At 43.0% G+C, this 17,834-nt stretch carries 18 protein-coding genes and 1 riboswitch; of the genes, 7 read left to right on the top strand and 11 right to left on the bottom strand.

The genetic code is table 11. The annotated features are described in order from the left end of the window. Nucleotides 1-18 precede the first annotated feature (18 nt). A riboswitch (Lysine riboswitch) is annotated at nt 19-189 on the bottom strand. Nucleotides 190-365: 176 nt separating this feature from the next. After that, nucleotides 366-773, top strand: a complete 408-nt coding sequence (locus ACYFDN_RS01710) for an H-NS family histone-like protein (RefSeq protein ID WP_016403448.1) — start codon at nt 366-368, stop codon at nt 771-773. Nucleotides 774-827: 54 nt separating this feature from the next. Here ACYFDN_RS01710 and galE read toward each other — a convergent pair whose 3' ends face one another. Continuing rightward, nucleotides 828-1,841, bottom strand: coding sequence for a UDP-glucose 4-epimerase GalE (gene galE, locus ACYFDN_RS01715; protein WP_472591219.1), 1,014 nt, complete (start codon nt 1,839-1,841; stop codon nt 828-830). Nucleotides 1,842-1,888: 47 nt separating this feature from the next. After that, the gene (queE, locus tag ACYFDN_RS01720) at nt 1,889-2,566 is read right to left on the bottom strand and encodes a 7-carboxy-7-deazaguanine synthase QueE (protein ID WP_483509792.1); all 678 of its coding nucleotides are present in this window, start codon (nt 2,564-2,566) and stop codon (nt 1,889-1,891) included. 66 nt (nt 2,567-2,632) lie between these two features. Between queE and queC the strand changes: the two genes are divergently transcribed. Then, on the top strand, nt 2,633-3,289 hold the full coding sequence (gene queC, locus ACYFDN_RS01725; protein WP_220721095.1) for a 7-cyano-7-deazaguanine synthase QueC: 657 nt from the start codon (nt 2,633-2,635) through the stop codon (nt 3,287-3,289). Between the two features lie 86 nt (nt 3,290-3,375). Continuing rightward, a complete protein-coding gene (gene rrtA / locus ACYFDN_RS01730) occupies nt 3,376-3,870 on the top strand; it encodes a rhombosortase (RefSeq protein WP_338625672.1) in 495 nt (164 codons plus the stop codon). Here rrtA and pyrF read toward each other — a convergent pair. From pyrF to ACYFDN_RS01775, 9 genes are all read right to left on the bottom strand, one after another. Beyond that, entirely contained in the window at nt 3,859-4,557 is a 699-nt protein-coding gene (gene pyrF, locus ACYFDN_RS01735) for an orotidine-5'-phosphate decarboxylase (RefSeq protein ID WP_483509793.1), read from the bottom strand. The two genes, rrtA and pyrF, sit on opposite strands and share 12 nt — an antisense overlap. A 5-nt stretch (nt 4,558-4,562) precedes the next feature. Beyond that, nucleotides 4,563-5,732: a lipopolysaccharide assembly protein LapB gene (lapB, locus tag ACYFDN_RS01740; RefSeq protein ID WP_483509794.1), complete on the bottom strand. Its 1,170-nt coding sequence runs from the start codon at nt 5,730-5,732 to the stop codon at nt 4,563-4,565. Beyond that, nucleotides 5,732-6,022: a LapA family protein gene (locus tag ACYFDN_RS01745; RefSeq protein WP_483509795.1), complete on the bottom strand. Its 291-nt coding sequence runs from the start codon at nt 6,020-6,022 to the stop codon at nt 5,732-5,734. Before ACYFDN_RS01745 ends, lapB begins: the two co-directional genes overlap by 1 nt. Before the next feature lie 94 nt (nt 6,023-6,116). Next, nucleotides 6,117-6,401, bottom strand: a complete 285-nt coding sequence (locus tag ACYFDN_RS01750; RefSeq protein ID WP_016403456.1) for an integration host factor subunit beta — start codon at nt 6,399-6,401, stop codon at nt 6,117-6,119. Between the two features lie 112 nt (nt 6,402-6,513). Continuing rightward, nucleotides 6,514-8,187, bottom strand: coding sequence for a 30S ribosomal protein S1 (rpsA, locus tag ACYFDN_RS01755; protein WP_016403457.1), 1,674 nt, complete (start codon nt 8,185-8,187; stop codon nt 6,514-6,516). 104 nt (nt 8,188-8,291) lie between these two features. After that, nucleotides 8,292-8,972, bottom strand: a complete 681-nt coding sequence (gene cmk / locus ACYFDN_RS01760; RefSeq protein ID WP_472591225.1) for a (d)CMP kinase — start codon at nt 8,970-8,972, stop codon at nt 8,292-8,294. A 214-nt stretch (nt 8,973-9,186) separates the two neighbouring features. Beyond that, nucleotides 9,187-10,518 carry a sigma-54-dependent transcriptional regulator gene (locus tag ACYFDN_RS01765; RefSeq protein WP_483509796.1) on the bottom strand — a complete coding sequence of 444 codons (1,332 nt, stop codon included), beginning with the start codon at nt 10,516-10,518 and terminating at the stop codon, nt 9,187-9,189. Between the two features lie 2 nt (nt 10,519-10,520). After that, nucleotides 10,521-11,564 carry a sensor histidine kinase gene (locus tag ACYFDN_RS01770; protein ID WP_483509797.1) on the bottom strand — a complete coding sequence of 348 codons (1,044 nt, stop codon included), beginning with the start codon at nt 11,562-11,564 and terminating at the stop codon, nt 10,521-10,523. A gap of 105 nt (nt 11,565-11,669) precedes the next feature. Continuing rightward, nucleotides 11,670-13,151 carry a sigma-54 dependent transcriptional regulator gene (locus ACYFDN_RS01775; protein ID WP_483509798.1) on the bottom strand — a complete coding sequence of 494 codons (1,482 nt, stop codon included), beginning with the start codon at nt 13,149-13,151 and terminating at the stop codon, nt 11,670-11,672. A 326-nt stretch (nt 13,152-13,477) separates the two neighbouring features. On the opposite strand from ACYFDN_RS01775, the gene pseB reads away from it, so the two are divergent. Genes pseB through pseG form a run of 4 tightly spaced genes read left to right on the top strand, consistent with a single transcriptional unit; the run spans nt 13,478 to nt 17,834 of the window. Further along, nucleotides 13,478-14,479 (top strand): UDP-N-acetylglucosamine 4,6-dehydratase (inverting), encoded by a 1,002-nt coding sequence (gene pseB, locus ACYFDN_RS01780; protein WP_483509799.1) that lies wholly within the window; start codon nt 13,478-13,480, stop codon nt 14,477-14,479. Beyond that, on the top strand, nt 14,476-15,624 hold the full coding sequence (pseC, locus tag ACYFDN_RS01785) for a UDP-4-amino-4,6-dideoxy-N-acetyl-beta-L-altrosamine transaminase (protein ID WP_483509800.1): 1,149 nt from the start codon (nt 14,476-14,478) through the stop codon (nt 15,622-15,624). Before pseB ends, pseC begins: the two co-directional genes overlap by 4 nt. Continuing rightward, complete coding sequence (gene pseF / locus ACYFDN_RS01790) at nt 15,621-16,316, top strand: pseudaminic acid cytidylyltransferase (protein WP_483509801.1); 696 nt, start codon at nt 15,621-15,623, stop codon at nt 16,314-16,316. Before pseC ends, pseF begins: the two co-directional genes overlap by 4 nt. After that, the gene (pseG, locus tag ACYFDN_RS01795; RefSeq protein WP_483509802.1) at nt 16,317-17,834 is read left to right on the top strand and encodes a UDP-2,4-diacetamido-2,4,6-trideoxy-beta-L-altropyranose hydrolase; all 1,518 of its coding nucleotides are present in this window, start codon (nt 16,317-16,319) and stop codon (nt 17,832-17,834) included.

Genomic DNA, 17,834 nt, shown 5'->3' on the forward strand with positions numbered 1-17,834 from the left:
CTAGAAGCCGATAGGCTTTCACTCTGTAGCTCTCCATAGTTGGACTATGACAGTGTCGTATCTATTAAATCCGACACCAGTAATTAGCCTTGATAGTGCTAGTTACTTCGGCGCGGGCCCCTTTCATACAGAATCATTGGAATCACCCCACTCTGCACTACTTTTGACCAGCGCTCCTCTACAATATAGCGTTAAGCGCTGCATTATACCCAACAAGGCGGCATATTCAACCAAAACCATTAAGCAACTAAAACTAAAAGTAGCAACTAATACTGTTTATTTAAGTTTAGTTTATTGACAAGTTTTATTTAGTAATTAATATTTTGTAATAGATTAACCAATACTAATAAATAGATAGGATTAACATGAGCGATTTCGTTAAGGTATTTTTAAACGCAAGAAGTCTTAAAGCTGCTACAAAAGAATTATCAATTGAGCAATTAGAAGATAGCTACAATAAACTTAAAGTCATTTTAGATGAACGCTTCGCACAACAAGCTGAAGAAGAGAAACAACAGCAAGAAAAACGCGAGAAGCTAGAGAAATATAAAGCATTACTCGAACAAGATGGTATCGACCCAAGTGAATTACTATCGATGATTGGTGACGCGCCAGTAAAAGAGCGAAAGAAACGTCAACCACTGCCAGCTAAATACAAGTTTGTTGATGAAAATGGCGAAGAAAAAACCTGGACAGGCCAAGGAAGAACACCTTCTCCGATCCAACGTGCAATTAAAAATGAAGGCAAAACTAAAGAAGATTTTCTTATCTAGTTATCATCTAAATTAAAAAAGGAGCTTTAAGGCTCCTTTTTTATTCCAGCAATATTAAGAGGCAAAACCATTTGGATTGCCTTGTTGCCAGCGCCAAGAGTCTTCAGCCATATCATCCAAACTTAATTCAGCCTGCCAAGATAATTCCTGTTTAGCTAAGCTAGGATCTGAATAACATGCAGCAATATCACCTGGGCGACGAGGTGCTATTTTATAAGCAATTGATTGTCCCGATACCTTTTCAAACGCAGCAACCATTTCTAGTACGCTATAACCTTGACCAGTTCCTAGGTTGTAAGTAACCAACCCAGCCTTAGCATCAAGTTTGTTTAGCGCTTTTAAGTGGCCTTTTGCCAAATCCACTACGTGAATGTAGTCACGAACTCCCGTACCATCTGTGGTATCGTAGTCATCGCCAAATACACTTAACTCAGCTAAACGCCCTACAGCCACCTGGGTAATGTAAGGTACTAGATTATTTGGAATACCGTTTGGATCTTCACCAATTAAGCCTGACTTATGCGCTCCAACAGGGTTGAAATAACGCAGTAAAGCTATGTTCCAGCTATCATCAGATTTATATAGATCAGTCAGCATCTCTTCTACAATTAACTTAGAGCGCCCATAAGGATTGGTAGCACCAGTAGGAAAGTTCTCCAAAATAGGTACTGTGTGCGGGTCACCATATACAGTAGCAGAAGAGCTAAAGACTAAGTTTTTAACCTTATGCTCAGCCATTACTTCACATAAGGTTAAAGTTCCAGAGACATTATTTTGATAATAATGTAGAGGAATAGTTGTCGATTCGCCAACTGCTTTTAAACCCGCAAAATGAATAACAGATTTAAACTTATGCTTAGAAAATACCGTGTTTAACTCTGATTTATCCCGAATATCTACCTGATAAAATGTAGGGCGCTTTTGGCAAATTTTCTCAATTCTTTCGATTGATGCAGCATGAGAATTACAAAGGTTATCTACAATAACCACTTCTTCGCCTTGGTTTAATAATTCAACTACTGTGTGGCTACCTATATAACCTGCTCCACCCGTAACTAAAATAGTCATAATAATCCTTTATAAGATAATATATTTGGCTAGCTCTATAGGAGCTGCTATTCAATTCCAATAAACTTATGCGTTTGTAAAGACAAGCGCCAATTATTTTCAATACAAGCTTGAATACATAACTCGGTAGCTCTTTGCTGTTGACTAATGGGTTGCAAACACACCAATACATCTAAGTTACTAGTCATACCAGTTAATAAACTTTTTAAATTAGTTAAGTCTCGCTCACGGGCTACTGGGTGTTTAATTTCATTCGCTCGGTGTAAGGCTTGTTCAATAACCACCTTACCGCCTTTCATATCAACCTTTGGAGAAACCGTTACCCATGCTTTGGCTGCGGCGTTTACTGGATAGGTGCCGCTGGTTTCAATTTGCACTGAATAACCCGCTGCAATTAAGACATTGGTAAGCTCATGTAAATCGTAGATACACGGCTCACCACCGGTAATAACAATATGTTTCGCCTGATAGCGAGTTTTGAACTGCTCTAGGAGTTGATTAGGTGTGAGCATTGCCCAACGAGCAGAGTCTCCGCTGGCGCCAATAATTAGCTCGGGTTGCACACGGTCAGATTCTAAAACTTGCCAGGTATGTTTGGTATCGCACCAAGAACAACCAACATCACAGCCCTGTAAACGAACAAATATTGAGGGAACACCAGTATGAAACCCCTCCCCTTGGATGGTTTCAAACACTTCATTAACAGGTAAAGCAAGAGATGCCATTTGTATCCCAGATCATAATAAGCGAAAATCTAAGGCAGTATTAAAACATATTTTAAAGAGCAAATAATGAAAGAAAAAGCGGTAGTGATTTATTCAGGTGGAATGGACTCGTTCACTGTTCTCCATAAAACCTTGCAATTGGGCCTACAACCTTATGCTCTTAGCTTCAACTACGGTCAACGCCATGTTAAAGAACTGGAATATGCTCAAAAGGTAACTGAAGAGCTTGGTATCGAACATAAAATCGTAGATATCACTGCAATCAATCAGCTGCTTGCAGGCTCCTCACTCACTTCTGACATTGATATTCCGGAAGGTGATTACCAAGAAGAATCGATGAAATCAACGGTTGTACCAAACCGTAATATGATTTTGCTATCGCTGGCTATCGGCTACGCCGTGTCTATAGGTGCTAAGAAAGTATTCTATGGCGCGCATTCTGGCGACCATGCAATCTACCCCGATTGTCGCCCAGAGTTTGTGAAGAAGATGAATGACGTAAGCCTAATAGCTAACTACGAGGCCGTAGAAGTCATTAGTCCCTATCTAGAGCAATCGAAAATAGACATATTAAGCGATGGCTTAGCCATGGGTTTAGACTACGGTAAAACATGGACCTGTTATAACGGACGCGAGCAAGCCTGCGGCAAATGTGGAGCCTGCCAAGAACGTCTAGAAGCCTTTAAACTAAATGCTGTTACAGACCCTCTAAGCTACGAATAAACATGCTCAAATATTTTGTGAACCGATTTTGGTTCCTGCTTATTGTAATAAGCTGCTCGTGGTTTTTTCTTGCACATACCGAACTAATGAGTTGGAACAAACAGCTAATTAGTCAAGGAGAGTATTGGCGCATTGTGTCGGGTAACTTAAGCCACAATAACCTTATTCATTGGCTAATGAATGTTGCAACCTTGGTGCTGGTGTATTTTGTTTTTGATGACCGATTATCTAATCAGCACTTCATGTTGATTAGCATTAGCTTATGTCTAGTAGGCGGTGGGCTATTATGGTTTGCTAAATATGATGAGTATGTAGGACTCTCGGGCTTAATCCATGGCTTAATAGCCTACGCGGCAATGGCTGATTTATTCACCGACAAGAAACGCGTCGGTGCCATCATACTGACAGGCTTAAGTGCGAAGCTACTCATGGAGCAATTATACGGCGGTGACCCGTGGGTAACGGATTTGATAGGCATCGATGTTGCTATCGATGCCCATCTATTATTTGCGGTACTTGGGATTAGCTTCGCTTTGCTGCTTTGGTGGCCGTTATGGCGAAGCTATAAGCTAAGCACTTAGCTCTGCGTTAATACTGCTTAGTACCTCTGCAGGTGAGTCGGCTTGAGTAATCGGCCGACCTATAACCAAATAATCAGAGCCTGCAGTAACTGCTTCAACCGGCGTCATAATCCTACGTTGATCGCCTTGCGCACTGCCTGTAGGTCTAATTCCTGGGGTTACCAGCGCAAACTCTTCACCAAGTAGCGATTTTAGCATTTTGGCTTCATGAGCTGAGCACACCACCCCATCCAAGCCAGATTGCTTAGTAAGTGTTGCCAAACGCTCTACTTGCTGCATTGGGCTAAGCTCAGTACCCAGTTCTAATAAATCAGATTGGTCCATACTGGTTAACACAGTTACTGCGATCAACTTAGGTCGTTTATCACCATAAGGTTCTAACGCAGCTTTTGCCGCTTCCATCATTCTACGGCCACCGCTGGCATGCACGTTAACCATCCATACACCTAACTCCGCAGCTGCGGCTACTGCTTTAGCCACTGTGTTAGGGATATCATGAAATTTTAGGTCTAAGAATACTTCAAAGCCTTTGTTGTGAAGCTCCTTTACCAACTGAGGGCCGAACAAAGTGAACATTTCTTTACCCACTTTAAGACGACATGAGCCCGGCTCTAATTGCTCTACAAATGCCATACATTGATCGATATCTGCATAATCGAGGGCAACTAATACCTTTGGGTCTTGCATTGTTTCTACTCTCCGTCTAATCCCACTATTGGTTTAACTGTGCCCCAACTCTTACATGATGGACAATGCCAATATATAGAATGAGATGAAAAGCCACAGCGTCGACACTGATAGTGAGGTTTAATCTTTAATTGTTGGGTAACTAAGCCACGCAAAACTTGCAGGCTTTGTTTAGCTTGACCTTCTTCAGCAGAAGCGAGATGAAGGCCCATTAAGTGATGAAATCCTTTCATGGTAGGGTTGCGTTTCAGCTCATCTACCAACAAATCCTGAGCTTGCTCTGCGCCGTGCGCCTCCCGATAAATAATCGAAAGCTCTACCGCTACGCTAGCAATACTTTTTATTGATAAGCAGTACTCTAAAAACTGCTGATAGTACTCGGGCTTTGCCAAATTATCACTACAGGTTTTGTATAGAGATAAAGCATCGGAGGCAAAGTCGATATCTTGCTCTGGGATCTTATTTAAATTTTTAAGTGCTGCTTTATAATCGCCTTCTGCATTTTGAATTTGGGCTAAATGCAAACTAGCTCGCACACACTTTTTGTCTGCGCTAAGCGCTTTTTTGAGTAAAGCTTGGCTTTTTGAAAGCTTCCCAGCAGTTTCTAACTCTTGCGCTTGCTCGCAATAAAAATGCGCAATTTGACGATTAACATCACTCAGTTCTTTAGGGTCTATTTTTTTGGCCACAGCAATCGCTTGCGGCCATTCTCGAGTTTGCTGATAGATGCTGAGTAATTGTTTTAAGGCTAACTGGCGGTAATCTGGCTCTTCTTGCAACTCAATGAGCAAAGCTTCTGCTCTATCAAATAAGCCTGCGGCTAAATAATCTTTTGATAATTGTTGTAGAGCGAGGTTCTTTTGGTCGATGTCGATGCCTTCACGGGCAATCAAGTTTTGGTGAATTCGAATAGCTCGGTCAACTTCACCACGCTGTCTAAATAAATTTCCGAGTGCGAGATGGGTATCAATGGTTTCTGAATCTACTTGTAGCAGCTCTACAAACAGATCTACAGCTTTATCAGATTGATTAGATAGAAGGAGGTTTAAGCCTTCTACGTATTGCTTAGATACGTGATTTGCTTGCTGTTGCTGATTTTGCCTAACGCTGCGCTGCCCCATGTACCATCCATAAGCGGCAGCTACTGGTAACAACAAAAACAACAAGCCTAGCATTAACTATCCTTGACCGTCTCGTCTTGCAACTTATTTAGTTGTTTTTGCTGCTTAGCCAATCGACGCTTCAAGCCAGCGCTTTCAAAACGAATACGAGTATAAAAAGCCAACAAAAATAAAAGACAAGTAATAAAGCCAGCTATGAACAAACCAGCCATAAGCCATGACAAGCGCATATCCGATTCAGCAATAAGATAATTGACACTTACTACTTCATCATTTTGCGCGCCCACAGCAAGTGCAGTAACGAACAGTACAACTAATAACAGCGTTGAGAATATTGCTTTCACATAACCTCCCAGAGCCAAACAAAAGCTAGGGAAATTATGCAGCAATCACGTTAATTTAACCAGCCAAGATCACCTAATTGTAAAAGAAACAATACTATAGGCCAGCGTTTACGCGCTCTCGCAACTCTTTACCAGGTTTAAAGTGGGGAACATGCTTCCCAGACAACTCTACCTTTTCACCTGTTTTAGGATTTCGGCCCACTCGGGGTGCACGGAAGTGCAGTGAAAAACTACCAAAACCACGAATTTCAATTCTATCGCCTTCCTGTAATGAACAGGTCATTTGCTCAAGAATTTCTTTAATTGCCGACTCAATTTCTTTACTGGTAAATTGAATATGTTTACTAGCGAGTATTTCAATCAAATCAGATTTAGTCATGGATTCTCCAAGCCATTGATAAAGGGAACTAATACCAGTGTAGATAAAGAAATGGGGGGGAACAAGTCCCCCCCAATATTCAATCACATAAATCTAAAAAAAGATTTAAAGATTATTCGCCTTTAAGTGCAGATTTGAATGCATCAGCCATAGCGTTACCAATCTGAGCGTCTTCTTTCTTGTTCAGAGTGGCCATTGCTTCTTTCTCGTCCGCTTCATCTTTAGCACGGATAGAAAGGCTGATTACACGGTTCTTACGGTCAACACCAACGAACTTAGCTTCAAGTTGGTCGCCAACAGAAAGAACAAGTGATGCATCTTCAACACGGTCACGGCTAACATCGCCAGCACGTAAGTAACCTTCAACGCCACTTGCTAGTTCAACAGTTGCACCTTTAGCATCAACTTCAGTAACAGTACCGTTAACTAAAGCACCTTTCTTAAGGTCAGCTAGGTAGTTGTTGAACGGATCTTCAGCAAGCTGTTTAACACCTAGGCTAATGCGCTCACGTTCTGCGTCAACTTGCAGTACAACAGCTTCGATTTCGTCGCCTTTCTTAAAGTCGCGAACCGCTTCTTCACCTTGAGCATCCCAAGAGATGTCAGATAGGTGAACAAGACCGTCAATACCGCCGTCTAGGCCGATGAAGATACCGAAGTCAGTGATAGACTTGATCTTACCTGAAACTTTGTCGTTCTTATCATGAGTGCTAGCGAATAGCTCCCATGGGTTAACTTTACACTGTTTCAAACCAAGTGAGATACGACGACGTTCTTCGTCGATATCCAATACCATAACTTCAACAAGGTCACCCACGTTAACAACTTTAGATGGGTGGATGTTTTTGTTAGTCCAATCCATTTCAGAAACGTGAACTAGACCTTCAACACCGTCTTCGATTTCAACAAAACAACCGTAGTCAGTTAGGTTAGTTACGCGACCTTCAAGACGAGCACCTTCTGGGTAACGGTTAGCAATTGCTACCCATGGATCTTCACCCAGCTGCTTAAGACCTAGAGATACACGAGTGCGCTCACGGTCAAACTTAAGTACTTTAACGTTGATTTCGTCGCCAACATTAACAATTTCGCTTGGGTGCTTAACGCGTTTCCAAGCCATGTCAGTGATGTGTAGAAGACCGTCAACACCGCCAAGATCAACGAATGCACCGTAGTCAGTAAGGTTCTTAACGATACCTTTAACTTCTTGACCTTCTTGTAGGTTCTCAAGAAGTTGATCACGTTCAACACTGTTTTCAGTTTCGATAACAGCACGACGAGAAACAACTACGTTGTTACGTTTTTGATCTAGTTTGATAACTTTAAATTCAAGCTCTTTACCTTCTAGGTGAGCAGTATCGCGCACAGGGCGAACGTCAACTAGTGAACCAGGCAAGAATGCACGGATGGTGTTAACTTCAACTGTAAAGCCACCTTTAACTTTACCGTTAATGATACCAACAACCGTTGCTTGCTCTTCGTAAGCACTTTCAAGTTGGATCCACGCTTCGTGACGTTTCGCTTTTTCGCGAGAAAGAACAGTTTCACCGAAACCATCTTCTACAGCGTCTAACGCTACGTCTACTTGCGCGCCTACTTCAATTTCTAGTTCGCCAGCAGAGTTTTTGAACTGTTCTGCAGGGATAGCAGATTCTGACTTAAGGCCAGCGTCTACTAGTACCATACCGTTTTCGATACCTACTACAGTACCTTTAACAATCGAACCAGAACGGAATTCTAGGTCTTGAAGTGACTCTTCAAAGAGTTGAGCAAAAGATTCAGTCATTATTTAATTACACATATAAGAACGTCCACTTAGCAATCCGGCTAAATGGGGTTAATAATAAACACCTAATTCATCCTTGGTATAGGTGCGCCAAATCCCAGAGATTACTGGGTTAATTTACTGTCGATATACTCTATCGACATTTTCACCACTTCTTCAATAGAAAGTGATGTAGAATCAATAACTAACGCATCTTGAGCAGGAACTAAAGGCGCTACACTACGATTTCTATCACGGTGGTCACGTTCTTCAATTTCGCTCAAAAGGTGGTCAAAACTAACACTAAAGCCTTTTTCTTGCAACTGATTATAGCGTCGCTGCGCCCGTTCTGCTGCGCTTGCATCTAAAAAGATCTTCGCCGGAGCGTCAACAAAAACTACCGTTCCCATATCTCGCCCATCGGCAATCAAGCCAGGCTCTTCTCGAAACGCGCGCTGGCGTCGTAATAAGGCTTCACGCACTCGCGGAAATGCAGCAACTTTAGAAGCGGCATTGCCAGCTGTTTCTTTACGAATTTCCAGGGAAACATCTTCCCCTTCCAAAATGACTAAAGTATTGCCTTCTTTAGCTTCAAATCGCACATCAAGGTGAGCAGCTAAAAGACTTAACGCTTCTTCATTGTCTAAAGCTACTTCATGATGCAAAGCAGCTAAAGCCAAGACTCGATAAATGGCTCCGCTATCCAGAAGTTGCCATTGATAATGCTGAGCTAGCTTTTGGCATAAAGTGCCCTTACCAGAACCACTAGGCCCGTCAATTGTCACCACTGGAACGTTTTGAGTCATGAGTCCTCCATAATGTCCAAAGCAAAATGCGAGTTCTTATCGGGGGATAGATAAGAACTAAAAAATTCGGCGGCATTATACGTGAAAAGCCGACAATAAGCCTCACTAATTTATTAACAAAAAACAAAATAAACCGAACGCTTATCCCACTTTTAAACAAAAAGCAGTATATCATCTGGATATACTGCTTTTTGTTAATAGTGTCTGCTATTTTTTAGGCGGGAAGCTCTACACCAGAATCTTTGATGCGTGCCAACTTGTAGCGGAGTGTTCTAGGACTAATACCCAACTTTTCCGCGACATCTTTACGCTTGCCATGGCACGCTTTAAGTGTATCTAAAATAATTTGTTGTTCTTGCTGGCGTAACTCGTTACCTAAAGGTTCATTTGCCAGTGATGACTCAACCACGGGTTCAACCTGTAATGGCTCTAACTGATTTTCTATGACTAAGCAGTCACTATCAATCACGTTACCATTAGCTAGAATTAGCGCCCTTTGCATAACATTGTCTAGCTCGCGCACATTACCCGGCCAGGAATGATTGAGTAATTTATGCTGCGCACTTAAGCTCAGCTCATAGTTTTGTGCACAATGGCGATTGAGCAAATGCGTCGCTAAAGGCAATACATCTCCTTTACGTTGCTCTAATGGTAGCCAATTTAGTGGAAATACATTTAGTCGGTAATATAAATCTTCTCTAAACTGACCTAGCCTAACAATTTCTCGCATATCTCGGTTGCTGGTAGCAATCACGCGAACATCTAGTTTTATCATTTTGCGGCTGCCCAAGCGCTCAACTTCCCGCTCTTGTAACACTCGCAGTAGCTTAGCTTGTAAGCCAAGATCCATTTCACTAATTTCATCTAGCAAAATAGTTCCGCCTTGCGCCTGCTCGAACTTACCAGGACAAGCTTTGATGGCACCAGTAAAGGCACCTTTCTCATAACCAAACAACGTTGCTTCAAGCATATTCTCGGGGATAGCGGCACAGTTTATAGCGACAAACTCGTGGTCTTTACGTGGTGAGCAGTCGTGAATATAACGTGACAATACTTCTTTACCCGCGCCACTTGGCCCGCTAATCAATACCGACGCCTCAGACGCTGCAACTTTCTGGCTCAACTTTAATAACGCTTCGGTAGAAGCATCGCCATAAACAGGTTCGCGTTTTTCTACCTTAATAGAAGGTGCATAGCGGCCAACCTGGTTTAGCAATACTTCTGGTGAAAAAGGTTTTGATAGGTAGTCAATAGCACCATCACGCATTGCCGAAACGGCATCGTCAATTTTGGCATAAGCGGTCATTAACAAAACTGGCGTTTGTGGCCATTTTTGTTTGATATTTTTAAGTAGGCTTAAACCATCCATGCCACTCATTTGCACATCACTCACCACTAGATCAACGGGTTCTTCCGCTAAGACAATGAGTGCAGACTCTGCACTATCCGCTTGTTCACAGTGATATCCCGCTAATTGCAAGGTATCTACCAATGCTTCTCGAAGACCGGCATCATCTTCAACAATAAGGATTGTAGATTGACTCATGGTTATTGCCCTCCTACAGCAAGATCATGATGGTGTGCCTCAGGACGTGGTAAACGCACTGTAAAGCATGAGCCTTTTGAATTTGATTCAAGCTCAATACTTCCGTGATGCGCCTTCACTACAGAGTTCACTACCGCCAAGCCTAAACCTGTTCCGTTTTGCTTAGTGGTATAAAAAGGTTCAAATATTTTATGTTTGCTCGCTTCATCTATCCCACCAGCGTGGTCTTCGACACTAATGAGAAGCTCCTCACCAGAACAGCTAAGGTGAACTTTTAGTTCACCTCCCTTAACACTTAACTGCGCGGCGTTTTCGACCAAATTAGACAAGGCAGAAACCAAGGCATTGGCATTAACTAGAACTTCTGCATGTGGTGCACTTACTACGCAGGACAATTTAACCTGATGTTGACGCACGCAAGCCTCAGTAGCAGCTTGCAATTGTTCTATGATTTGCTGAGCACTGACCTGATTAACCACCATCTTTTCGCCACTTTTAGCAAACAACAGCATATCGTTCACTTGTGTTTCTAAGTCATTAAGGCGGTCCATCATTTTATTTTGAAAGTTATCGCGGGCATTATCCGACAAGGTTTTATTCGATAAATTAGAGCCATACAGCATGGCAGCGGAAAGTGGCGTTCTAATTTGATGGGCTAGCGAGGCCACCATATTTCCTAACGCAGACATACGCTGCAACTTGGCAACATTGGCTTGAAGTTGGCGGGTATGTGTCATATCGGTCAAAACAATGAGCTGACCTTGAGTATCTTGTAAAGGCGAGAGACTTAGCTTTACCCGCCTGCCATCAACCAATGAGAGTTCGTGTCCATCATCGGCCTTTGGCGAGAACAATCTTGGTACTGCCTCTAACCAACGTTGTTGCTCTATATCATCTCCCAGCAATTGCTTAGCCACCGGATTTGCCCTAGAGACAAAACCTTTATTATCAAGCAATACTAAGCCCGATGGCATAACGTCGAAAATCTGCGACAAGTTATGCTCAGATAAGCTGGTTGGCTGTTGTTGAAGTTGCACTGAGGGCATGAAATAAGCTCCGCGTCATAAAACCGTTAACAGTGCTTATCAATCAATATTCGTGCCATATAAAAAAGGCTCTGAATTCAGAGCCTTAATATTAGATTTATGCGTTTAGCTATCTTTATTCAAACCGTACTTACGCATTTTTTCAACCAAGGTTGTTCGCCGCATCCCCAGTTGTTCTGCCGCTCGAGCAACCACACCATCTTGCTGCTCAAGCGCTTGGCGAATTAAATCTACCTCTAAGTCTGCCAATAACTCTTTTAAGTTAACACCTTCATCTGGGAGCTGCTGTACCGCTCCCCAGCCTTCTTCATCAAGCTCCTGATCTTGCTCCCCATCAGGAAACAGCGCTTCGGGACTTGGATCAGAAAATACCGAAGCATCTTCATCACTAAAAATAGCTAACAGCGCATCGCGTTCAGCTAGCTCAGGGCTGTAATTAGGCTCAAAGGTTTCGGCATCAATATGACGATACTTCGGCGGCAAATCGTTTACGTCGACAATTTGGTCAGGATGCAAAATTAGCAGGCGTTCAACCAAATTGGATAACTCACGTACGTTACCTGGCCATTGATGCTGCATTAAGGACTCAACTGCGCGTTGGGTAAACCTAACCACTGCCGAATGCTCGTCTTCATGGCGATTAACCAACTCTTGAAGCAACAGAGGAATATCATCCTGGCGCTCTCGCAACGATGGCATTTCAATGGGGAATACGTTCAAGCGATAATATAAATCTTCTCGAAACTTCTCTTGTTCAATCATCCGCTCTAGCTGGCGGTGCGTTGCCGCTACCACTCGCACATTTGCGGTAATCGCTTTACTTCCACCCACTCTCTCAAACTGACGCTCTTGCAGTACACGTAGTAATTTAACCTGCATAGGCATTGGCATGTCACCAATTTCGTCTAAGAACAACGTGCCACCTTCGGCCAATTCAAAGCGGCCTTTGCGCATAGCAAAGGCGCCAGTAAACGCGCCTTTTTCATGGCCAAATAATTCACTTTCAAGTAAATCGGGAGGGATAGCGCCACAGTTAATTGGCACAAATGGCCCTTCGCTGCGCACTGAATGGTCGTGAATAGCTTTGGCTACCACTTCTTTACCCGTACCCGATTCACCGAGAATAAGTACGTTGGCTTCTTTAGTTGCCACCTGTTCTATCAAGTGACGTACTTCTTGAATAGCGATACCTTTACCAATCAAGTTCTGGCGTAAACGCTCACTTTTAGCAGGGCTTGTTTTACCAGGTAGATGAGTTAAGTATGCGTCACAGTGATGTAGCAACTGAGTAAGCTGCTCATAATTAAAAGGTAGATCTAAATGGCCGATAAGGTTAGGTAACACCTCAACGATGCTGCCCTCACCTACTGTTAAAAATGGACAATGAGGATGTTTAGCAATAATGCTTTGCACATCCTCTAACTGTTTACTGATTAGTACAACTTTATCTGCATTACTCGCCAAAGCACTTAGCTCGTCGGTATTGCATACGTTAAATTGTTGGCCAATAAAACCAAGTACCGTTTCTAGTTGCTTAGCTCTCTCTTGGTCACTTTCACAAACTAAAACGCTATTGGATGCTTGCATCCCTATCCCCTGCAAAAAATAAGCTACCTTGCGACAAACTTATGGCTAGTTACCCTATTAAATGATTGTAAACAGGCGTCAAAAATACGCAAGGCATAAGCAGTAAAAGCGACAAAAATATGACGCAACTTTGATTTATGAATAAACCAAGGCTTACTAAGCCCTGAGATCTTAGATGATGTGTAGAATTAGTGAGCTACTACTAAAAAAGTTCGGTGATTTTTCTAGCCAAGTTCATAAATGGAGCATTTATTGCTTAGCGTAACAGTAACGGAAGCTTATGATTTGTATAAGTGTTCTATTACTAACGAATATATGGAATCGTTATGTTTGATAATAAGTCTATTTTAATTACTGGCGGCACAGGTTCATTTGGTAAGAAGTACACAAAGACCATTCTTGAGCGCTATAAGCCTAAACGCCTCATTATCTATTCTCGTGATGAGTTAAAGCAATATGAGATGCAGCAGCATTTTAACGACCCATGTATGCGATATTTCATTGGTGATGTGCGGGATAGAGAACGCTTAATACAGGCCATGAACGATGTAGATTATGTTATTCATGCGGCAGCACTAAAGCAGGTACCCGCCGCTGAATACAACCCTATGGAGTGCATCAAAACAAACATTCATGGTGCCGAAAACGTAATTAAAGCCGCTATCGAAAATAACGTCAGCAAAGTGATTGCGCTTTCAACAGATAAAGCCGCATCACCAATTAATTTGTATGGCGCAACCAAGCTTGCTTCAGACAAGCTTTTTGTTGCAGCGAATAACATGGTGGGTCAAGGACAAACTCGGTTTGCGGTTGTTCGCTATGGCAACGTTGTTGGCTCCAGAGGCTCCGTTGTTCCATTCTTCAAACAGCTCATTGCTAATGGTAGTGACCACTTACCAATCACTCATGAGGATATGACCCGTTTTTGGATTACTCTCCAGCAAGGCGTTGATTTTGTGCTTAAAAATTTCAGCCGCATGTACGGAGGAGAGATATTTATTCCCAAAATACCATCGGTGCGAATTGTTGACTTGGCGAAAACCTATGCGCCGGACCTACCGATTAAAATTATCGGTATAAGACCCGGAGAAAAGCTACACGAAATCATGTGCCCTGGTGATGACTCCCATCTCACCATTGAATTTGATGATCATTACGTCATTTGTCCTAGTATCAAGTTTTACAACGATGAGCACAACTACGCGAGAAACCTCATCGATGAAGTGGGTAAACAAGTAGAAGCTGGATTTGAGTACCACTCAGAAACCAATCCAGACTATTTAAGCCCTGAACAAATTTTAGCTTTTGATAAATTGGCAGAGATATGATTCCTTACGGAAAACAGAATATCTCTGAGCAGGATATTGAAGCTGTTGTTGAGGTTCTGCGCTCAGATTACTTAACCCAAGGACCTTGCGTTCCTGAGTTTGAGCAGGCGCTGTGTGATTTAAGCGGAGCTAAATACGCTCTTGCCACAAATTCTGCAACCAGCGCTTTACATATCGCATGTAAAGTACTTGAGGTGGGAAATGGCGATATTGTTTGGACCAGCCCAATTACTTTTGTGGCCTCAGCTAACTGCGCGCTGTATTGCGGTGCTCAAGTTGATTTTGTTGATATTGATCCCGATACCTATAACTTGTGCGCTAATGCTTTAGAACAAAAACTAGAACAAGCGAAACAGCAAGGGAAACTACCAAAGGTCATAATCGCAGTGCACATGTGTGGTCAGCCTTGTGATATGCAAGCTATTGCAGCACTTGGCAAACAATATAACTTCAACATTATCGAAGACGCTTCTCATGCTATTGGCGGACGCTATTTAAACGAGCAAATTGGCAATTGTAAATATAGTGATATCACCGTATTTAGCTTTCACCCAGTAAAGATAATCACTACCGGCGAAGGAGGCGCAGCGTTAACTAATGCCCCCGAATTACACAAAAAAATGCAGTTGCTACGTAGCCATGGAGTGACCCGCGACCCGCAATTGATGGATCAAGCCCCCGATGGAGATTGGTATTACCAACAAATCGATCTAGGCTTCAATTACCGAATGACCGACCTTCAAGCTGCGCTAGGTAGTTCACAATTAAAGAATGTCTTTCCTTGGATTGCACAGCGCCAACAGTTAGCAAAACGCTATACAAAGGGCCTGAGTGGGCTTCCATTAGATTTACCTTTAGAACTAGAAAAAGCGAGTTCAGCTTGGCACCTCTACGTTATCCGCTTACATGACGCCGGCAAACGAAAGCAGCTTTTTGCTCATTTAAGACAAAATAAAATCAACGTTAATGTTCATTATATTCCCGTTCATCTACAACCCTATTATAAGGCGCTTGGCTTCCAAGCAGGAGACTTTCCGAAAGCGGAAAACTATTACCAGCGAGCAATAAGTCTGCCACTATACCCAGGCTTATCTGACTCACAACAAGATTATATTATGCAATGCTTGGCCGAGGGGCTGCTATGAAACGTATTGCGATTATTCCTGCTCGTGGTGGCAGTAAGCGGATACCGAAAAAAAACATTCGACAGTTTCACGGTAAACCCATAATTGCATATAGCATTCAGAGCGCTTTAGAATCTAAATGCTTTAATCAAGTCGTTGTATCCACTGATTCAACAGAGATAGCTACTATCGCCAAAAGTTATGGCGCTTCAGTTCCTTTTCTGAGGCCAGCAGATCTCAGCAATGACTTTGCTGGTACGGTTGAAGTCATTCAGCATGCTCTCAAGCAACCTTCGATTGAACAAGAGCCAGCTTTCGTTTGCTGTATATACGCAACGGCTCCATTTGTGCAAGCTTCTCATCTACGTAAAGGCCTTGAACTGCTAATCCAGCAAGATAGCGATTATTGCTACCCTGTATGTGAATACCCAAGTCCAATCCAACGAGCCTTAGCCGTGGATAACAATGGCCACATCGCGATGGCTAAACCAGAGGCAGTCGCCACTCGGTCGCAAGATTTGCAAGCGCATTACTACGATACCGGGCAGTTTTATTGGGGTACCTACAATGCCTTTATCGAAGCTAAACCCATTTTAAGCTCTTTGGCCAGTCCGTTAGTCTTACCAAAAGGTTCCGTGGTGGATATTGATGACCCAGATGATTGGCGACTGGCCGAATTGATCTATCAGCATCGAATATTAGAGGAAAGCTAAGTGCTTGTGCTTATTCGCGCTGACGCATCAACCATAATAGGCACCGGCCATGTTACGCGCTGCCTAAGCCTTGCCGAGCTTTATAAATCTCTAGGCGCAGATGTAAGGTTTATTTGTAAAAACTTTGCAGGAAGTCTCATAACTCAACTAGAAACACTTGGCTATCCAGTTGAGCGCCTTTCCATTTCTGAACAGCCCCCCTCGCAAACGGGTTATGCCCAATGGCTCGGCGGTACTCAAGAAGATGACCTAGAACAAACTAGGCAGTTTATTCACTCTCTAAACTGCAGACCTGATTTACTGATTGTCGACCACTATAGCTTAAATAAAGCCTGGGAAACCCCATTAAGCGACTATGTTGAAAAAATCATGGTTGTAGACGACCTAGCCAATCGCCATCACGACTGTGACATCCTAGTTGACCAGTCTCCACAACGTAGTGAGGCTGACTACCAAGACTTAGTGATGCCACACTGCCAGCTGTTATTGGGTAGTGATTTCAGCATACTAAATCCCTCTTACTTAACGTACCGACAACAAGCATCATTCAAGCGCCGATCATACTCTTCGATAAATCGGCTACTGCTGAATTTCGGTGGAAGTGACCTAGATAACTTAACCCTGAGAAGCTTGCAGCTATTAGAAAAATCTCAACTAGCCGATGACGTGGTATTGGATGTGGTCGTCGGAGCGGCTTACCAACAGATCGCCAGTCTAAATTTAGCCGCCCAATCAAGTCGATTCCATGTAGAGGTAAATCAAGCGGTAAAAGATATGCCACAGCGCCAACTAGCAGCCGATATTGCTATTGGTGCAGCTGGTGGCTCGGCGTGGGAACGCTGCTACCTCGGTTTACCGTCTATTTGCTTTTGCATGGCAGAGAACCAGCGGGATAACACTGCAGCTATGGATGCTAAAGCGGTTGCAGTTGTAATTCCTGAGCTTACTCAACAAGAACTCGACCAAGCCTTAGTCACAGTAGATAAACGCTACCAAAGTTTGTCTGCTGCAGCGCAGGCTTTAATCGATGGGCATGGAACAGAGCGCATCGCGTTTGCGGCCCTAACTACCTCAAATAATAAGGGTCGAGCAGTCAAACTCCAGCGAGCTGTTCACGGCGATGCAGAACAATTGTATCAATGGCAATCACTGCCTCAAACCAGACAATATGCAAACTCACCTGAAGCGCCACTTTGGCCAGAGCACCTTAGTTGGTTTGAGCAAGCATTAGACAACTCAGACGAATACATTTTCCTAGCCAAGTCGGGTAAAACTGCTTTGGGCAGTGTACGGCTCACTCGACAAGCTAATCAAAGCATGTTGATTTCCATATACTGTGCCCCCGCATACTATCGCCAAGGCAACGCCTATGCGATGCTAAGGCTAATACGGAAGTGTTTCCCAACGGTAAAGCTTGAGGCTCAGGTCAAAGAGAACAACTACGCCTCACAAAATCTATTCAAAAAGTCAGGGTTTCAACAAGTTAAACCAGATTACTGGATCCAGGAGCAAGGATAA

The sequence above is a fragment of the Agarivorans sp. D1326 genome, from assembly GCF_056958115.1.

Coding starts and splice junctions, on each gene's coding strand:
- ACYFDN_RS01710 (WP_016403448.1), top strand. CDS start 366: ATGAGCGATTTCGTTAAGGTATTTTTAAACGCAAGAAGTCTTAAAGCT.
- galE (WP_472591219.1), bottom strand. CDS start 1,841: ATGACTATTTTAGTTACGGGTGGAGCAGGTTATATAGGTAGCCACACA.
- queE (WP_483509792.1), bottom strand. CDS start 2,566: ATGGCATCTCTTGCTTTACCTGTTAATGAAGTGTTTGAAACCATCCAA.
- queC (WP_220721095.1), top strand. CDS start 2,633: ATGAAAGAAAAAGCGGTAGTGATTTATTCAGGTGGAATGGACTCGTTC.
- rrtA (WP_338625672.1), top strand. CDS start 3,376: ATGAGTTGGAACAAACAGCTAATTAGTCAAGGAGAGTATTGGCGCATT.
- pyrF (WP_483509793.1), bottom strand. CDS start 4,557: ATGCAAGACCCAAAGGTATTAGTTGCCCTCGATTATGCAGATATCGAT.
- lapB (WP_483509794.1), bottom strand. CDS start 5,732: ATGCTAGGCTTGTTGTTTTTGTTGTTACCAGTAGCTGCCGCTTATGGA.
- ACYFDN_RS01750 (WP_016403456.1), bottom strand. CDS start 6,401: ATGACTAAATCTGATTTGATTGAAATACTCGCTAGTAAACATATTCAA.
- rpsA (WP_016403457.1), bottom strand. CDS start 8,187: ATGACTGAATCTTTTGCTCAACTCTTTGAAGAGTCACTTCAAGACCTA.
- cmk (WP_472591225.1), bottom strand. CDS start 8,972: ATGACTCAAAACGTTCCAGTGGTGACAATTGACGGGCCTAGTGGTTCT.
- ACYFDN_RS01765 (WP_483509796.1), bottom strand. CDS start 10,518: ATGAGTCAATCTACAATCCTTATTGTTGAAGATGATGCCGGTCTTCGA.
- ACYFDN_RS01770 (WP_483509797.1), bottom strand. CDS start 11,564: ATGCCCTCAGTGCAACTTCAACAACAGCCAACCAGCTTATCTGAGCAT.
- ACYFDN_RS01775 (WP_483509798.1), bottom strand. CDS start 13,151: ATGCAAGCATCCAATAGCGTTTTAGTTTGTGAAAGTGACCAAGAGAGA.
- pseB (WP_483509799.1), top strand. CDS start 13,478: ATGTTTGATAATAAGTCTATTTTAATTACTGGCGGCACAGGTTCATTT.
- pseC (WP_483509800.1), top strand. CDS start 14,476: ATGATTCCTTACGGAAAACAGAATATCTCTGAGCAGGATATTGAAGCT.
- pseF (WP_483509801.1), top strand. CDS start 15,621: ATGAAACGTATTGCGATTATTCCTGCTCGTGGTGGCAGTAAGCGGATA.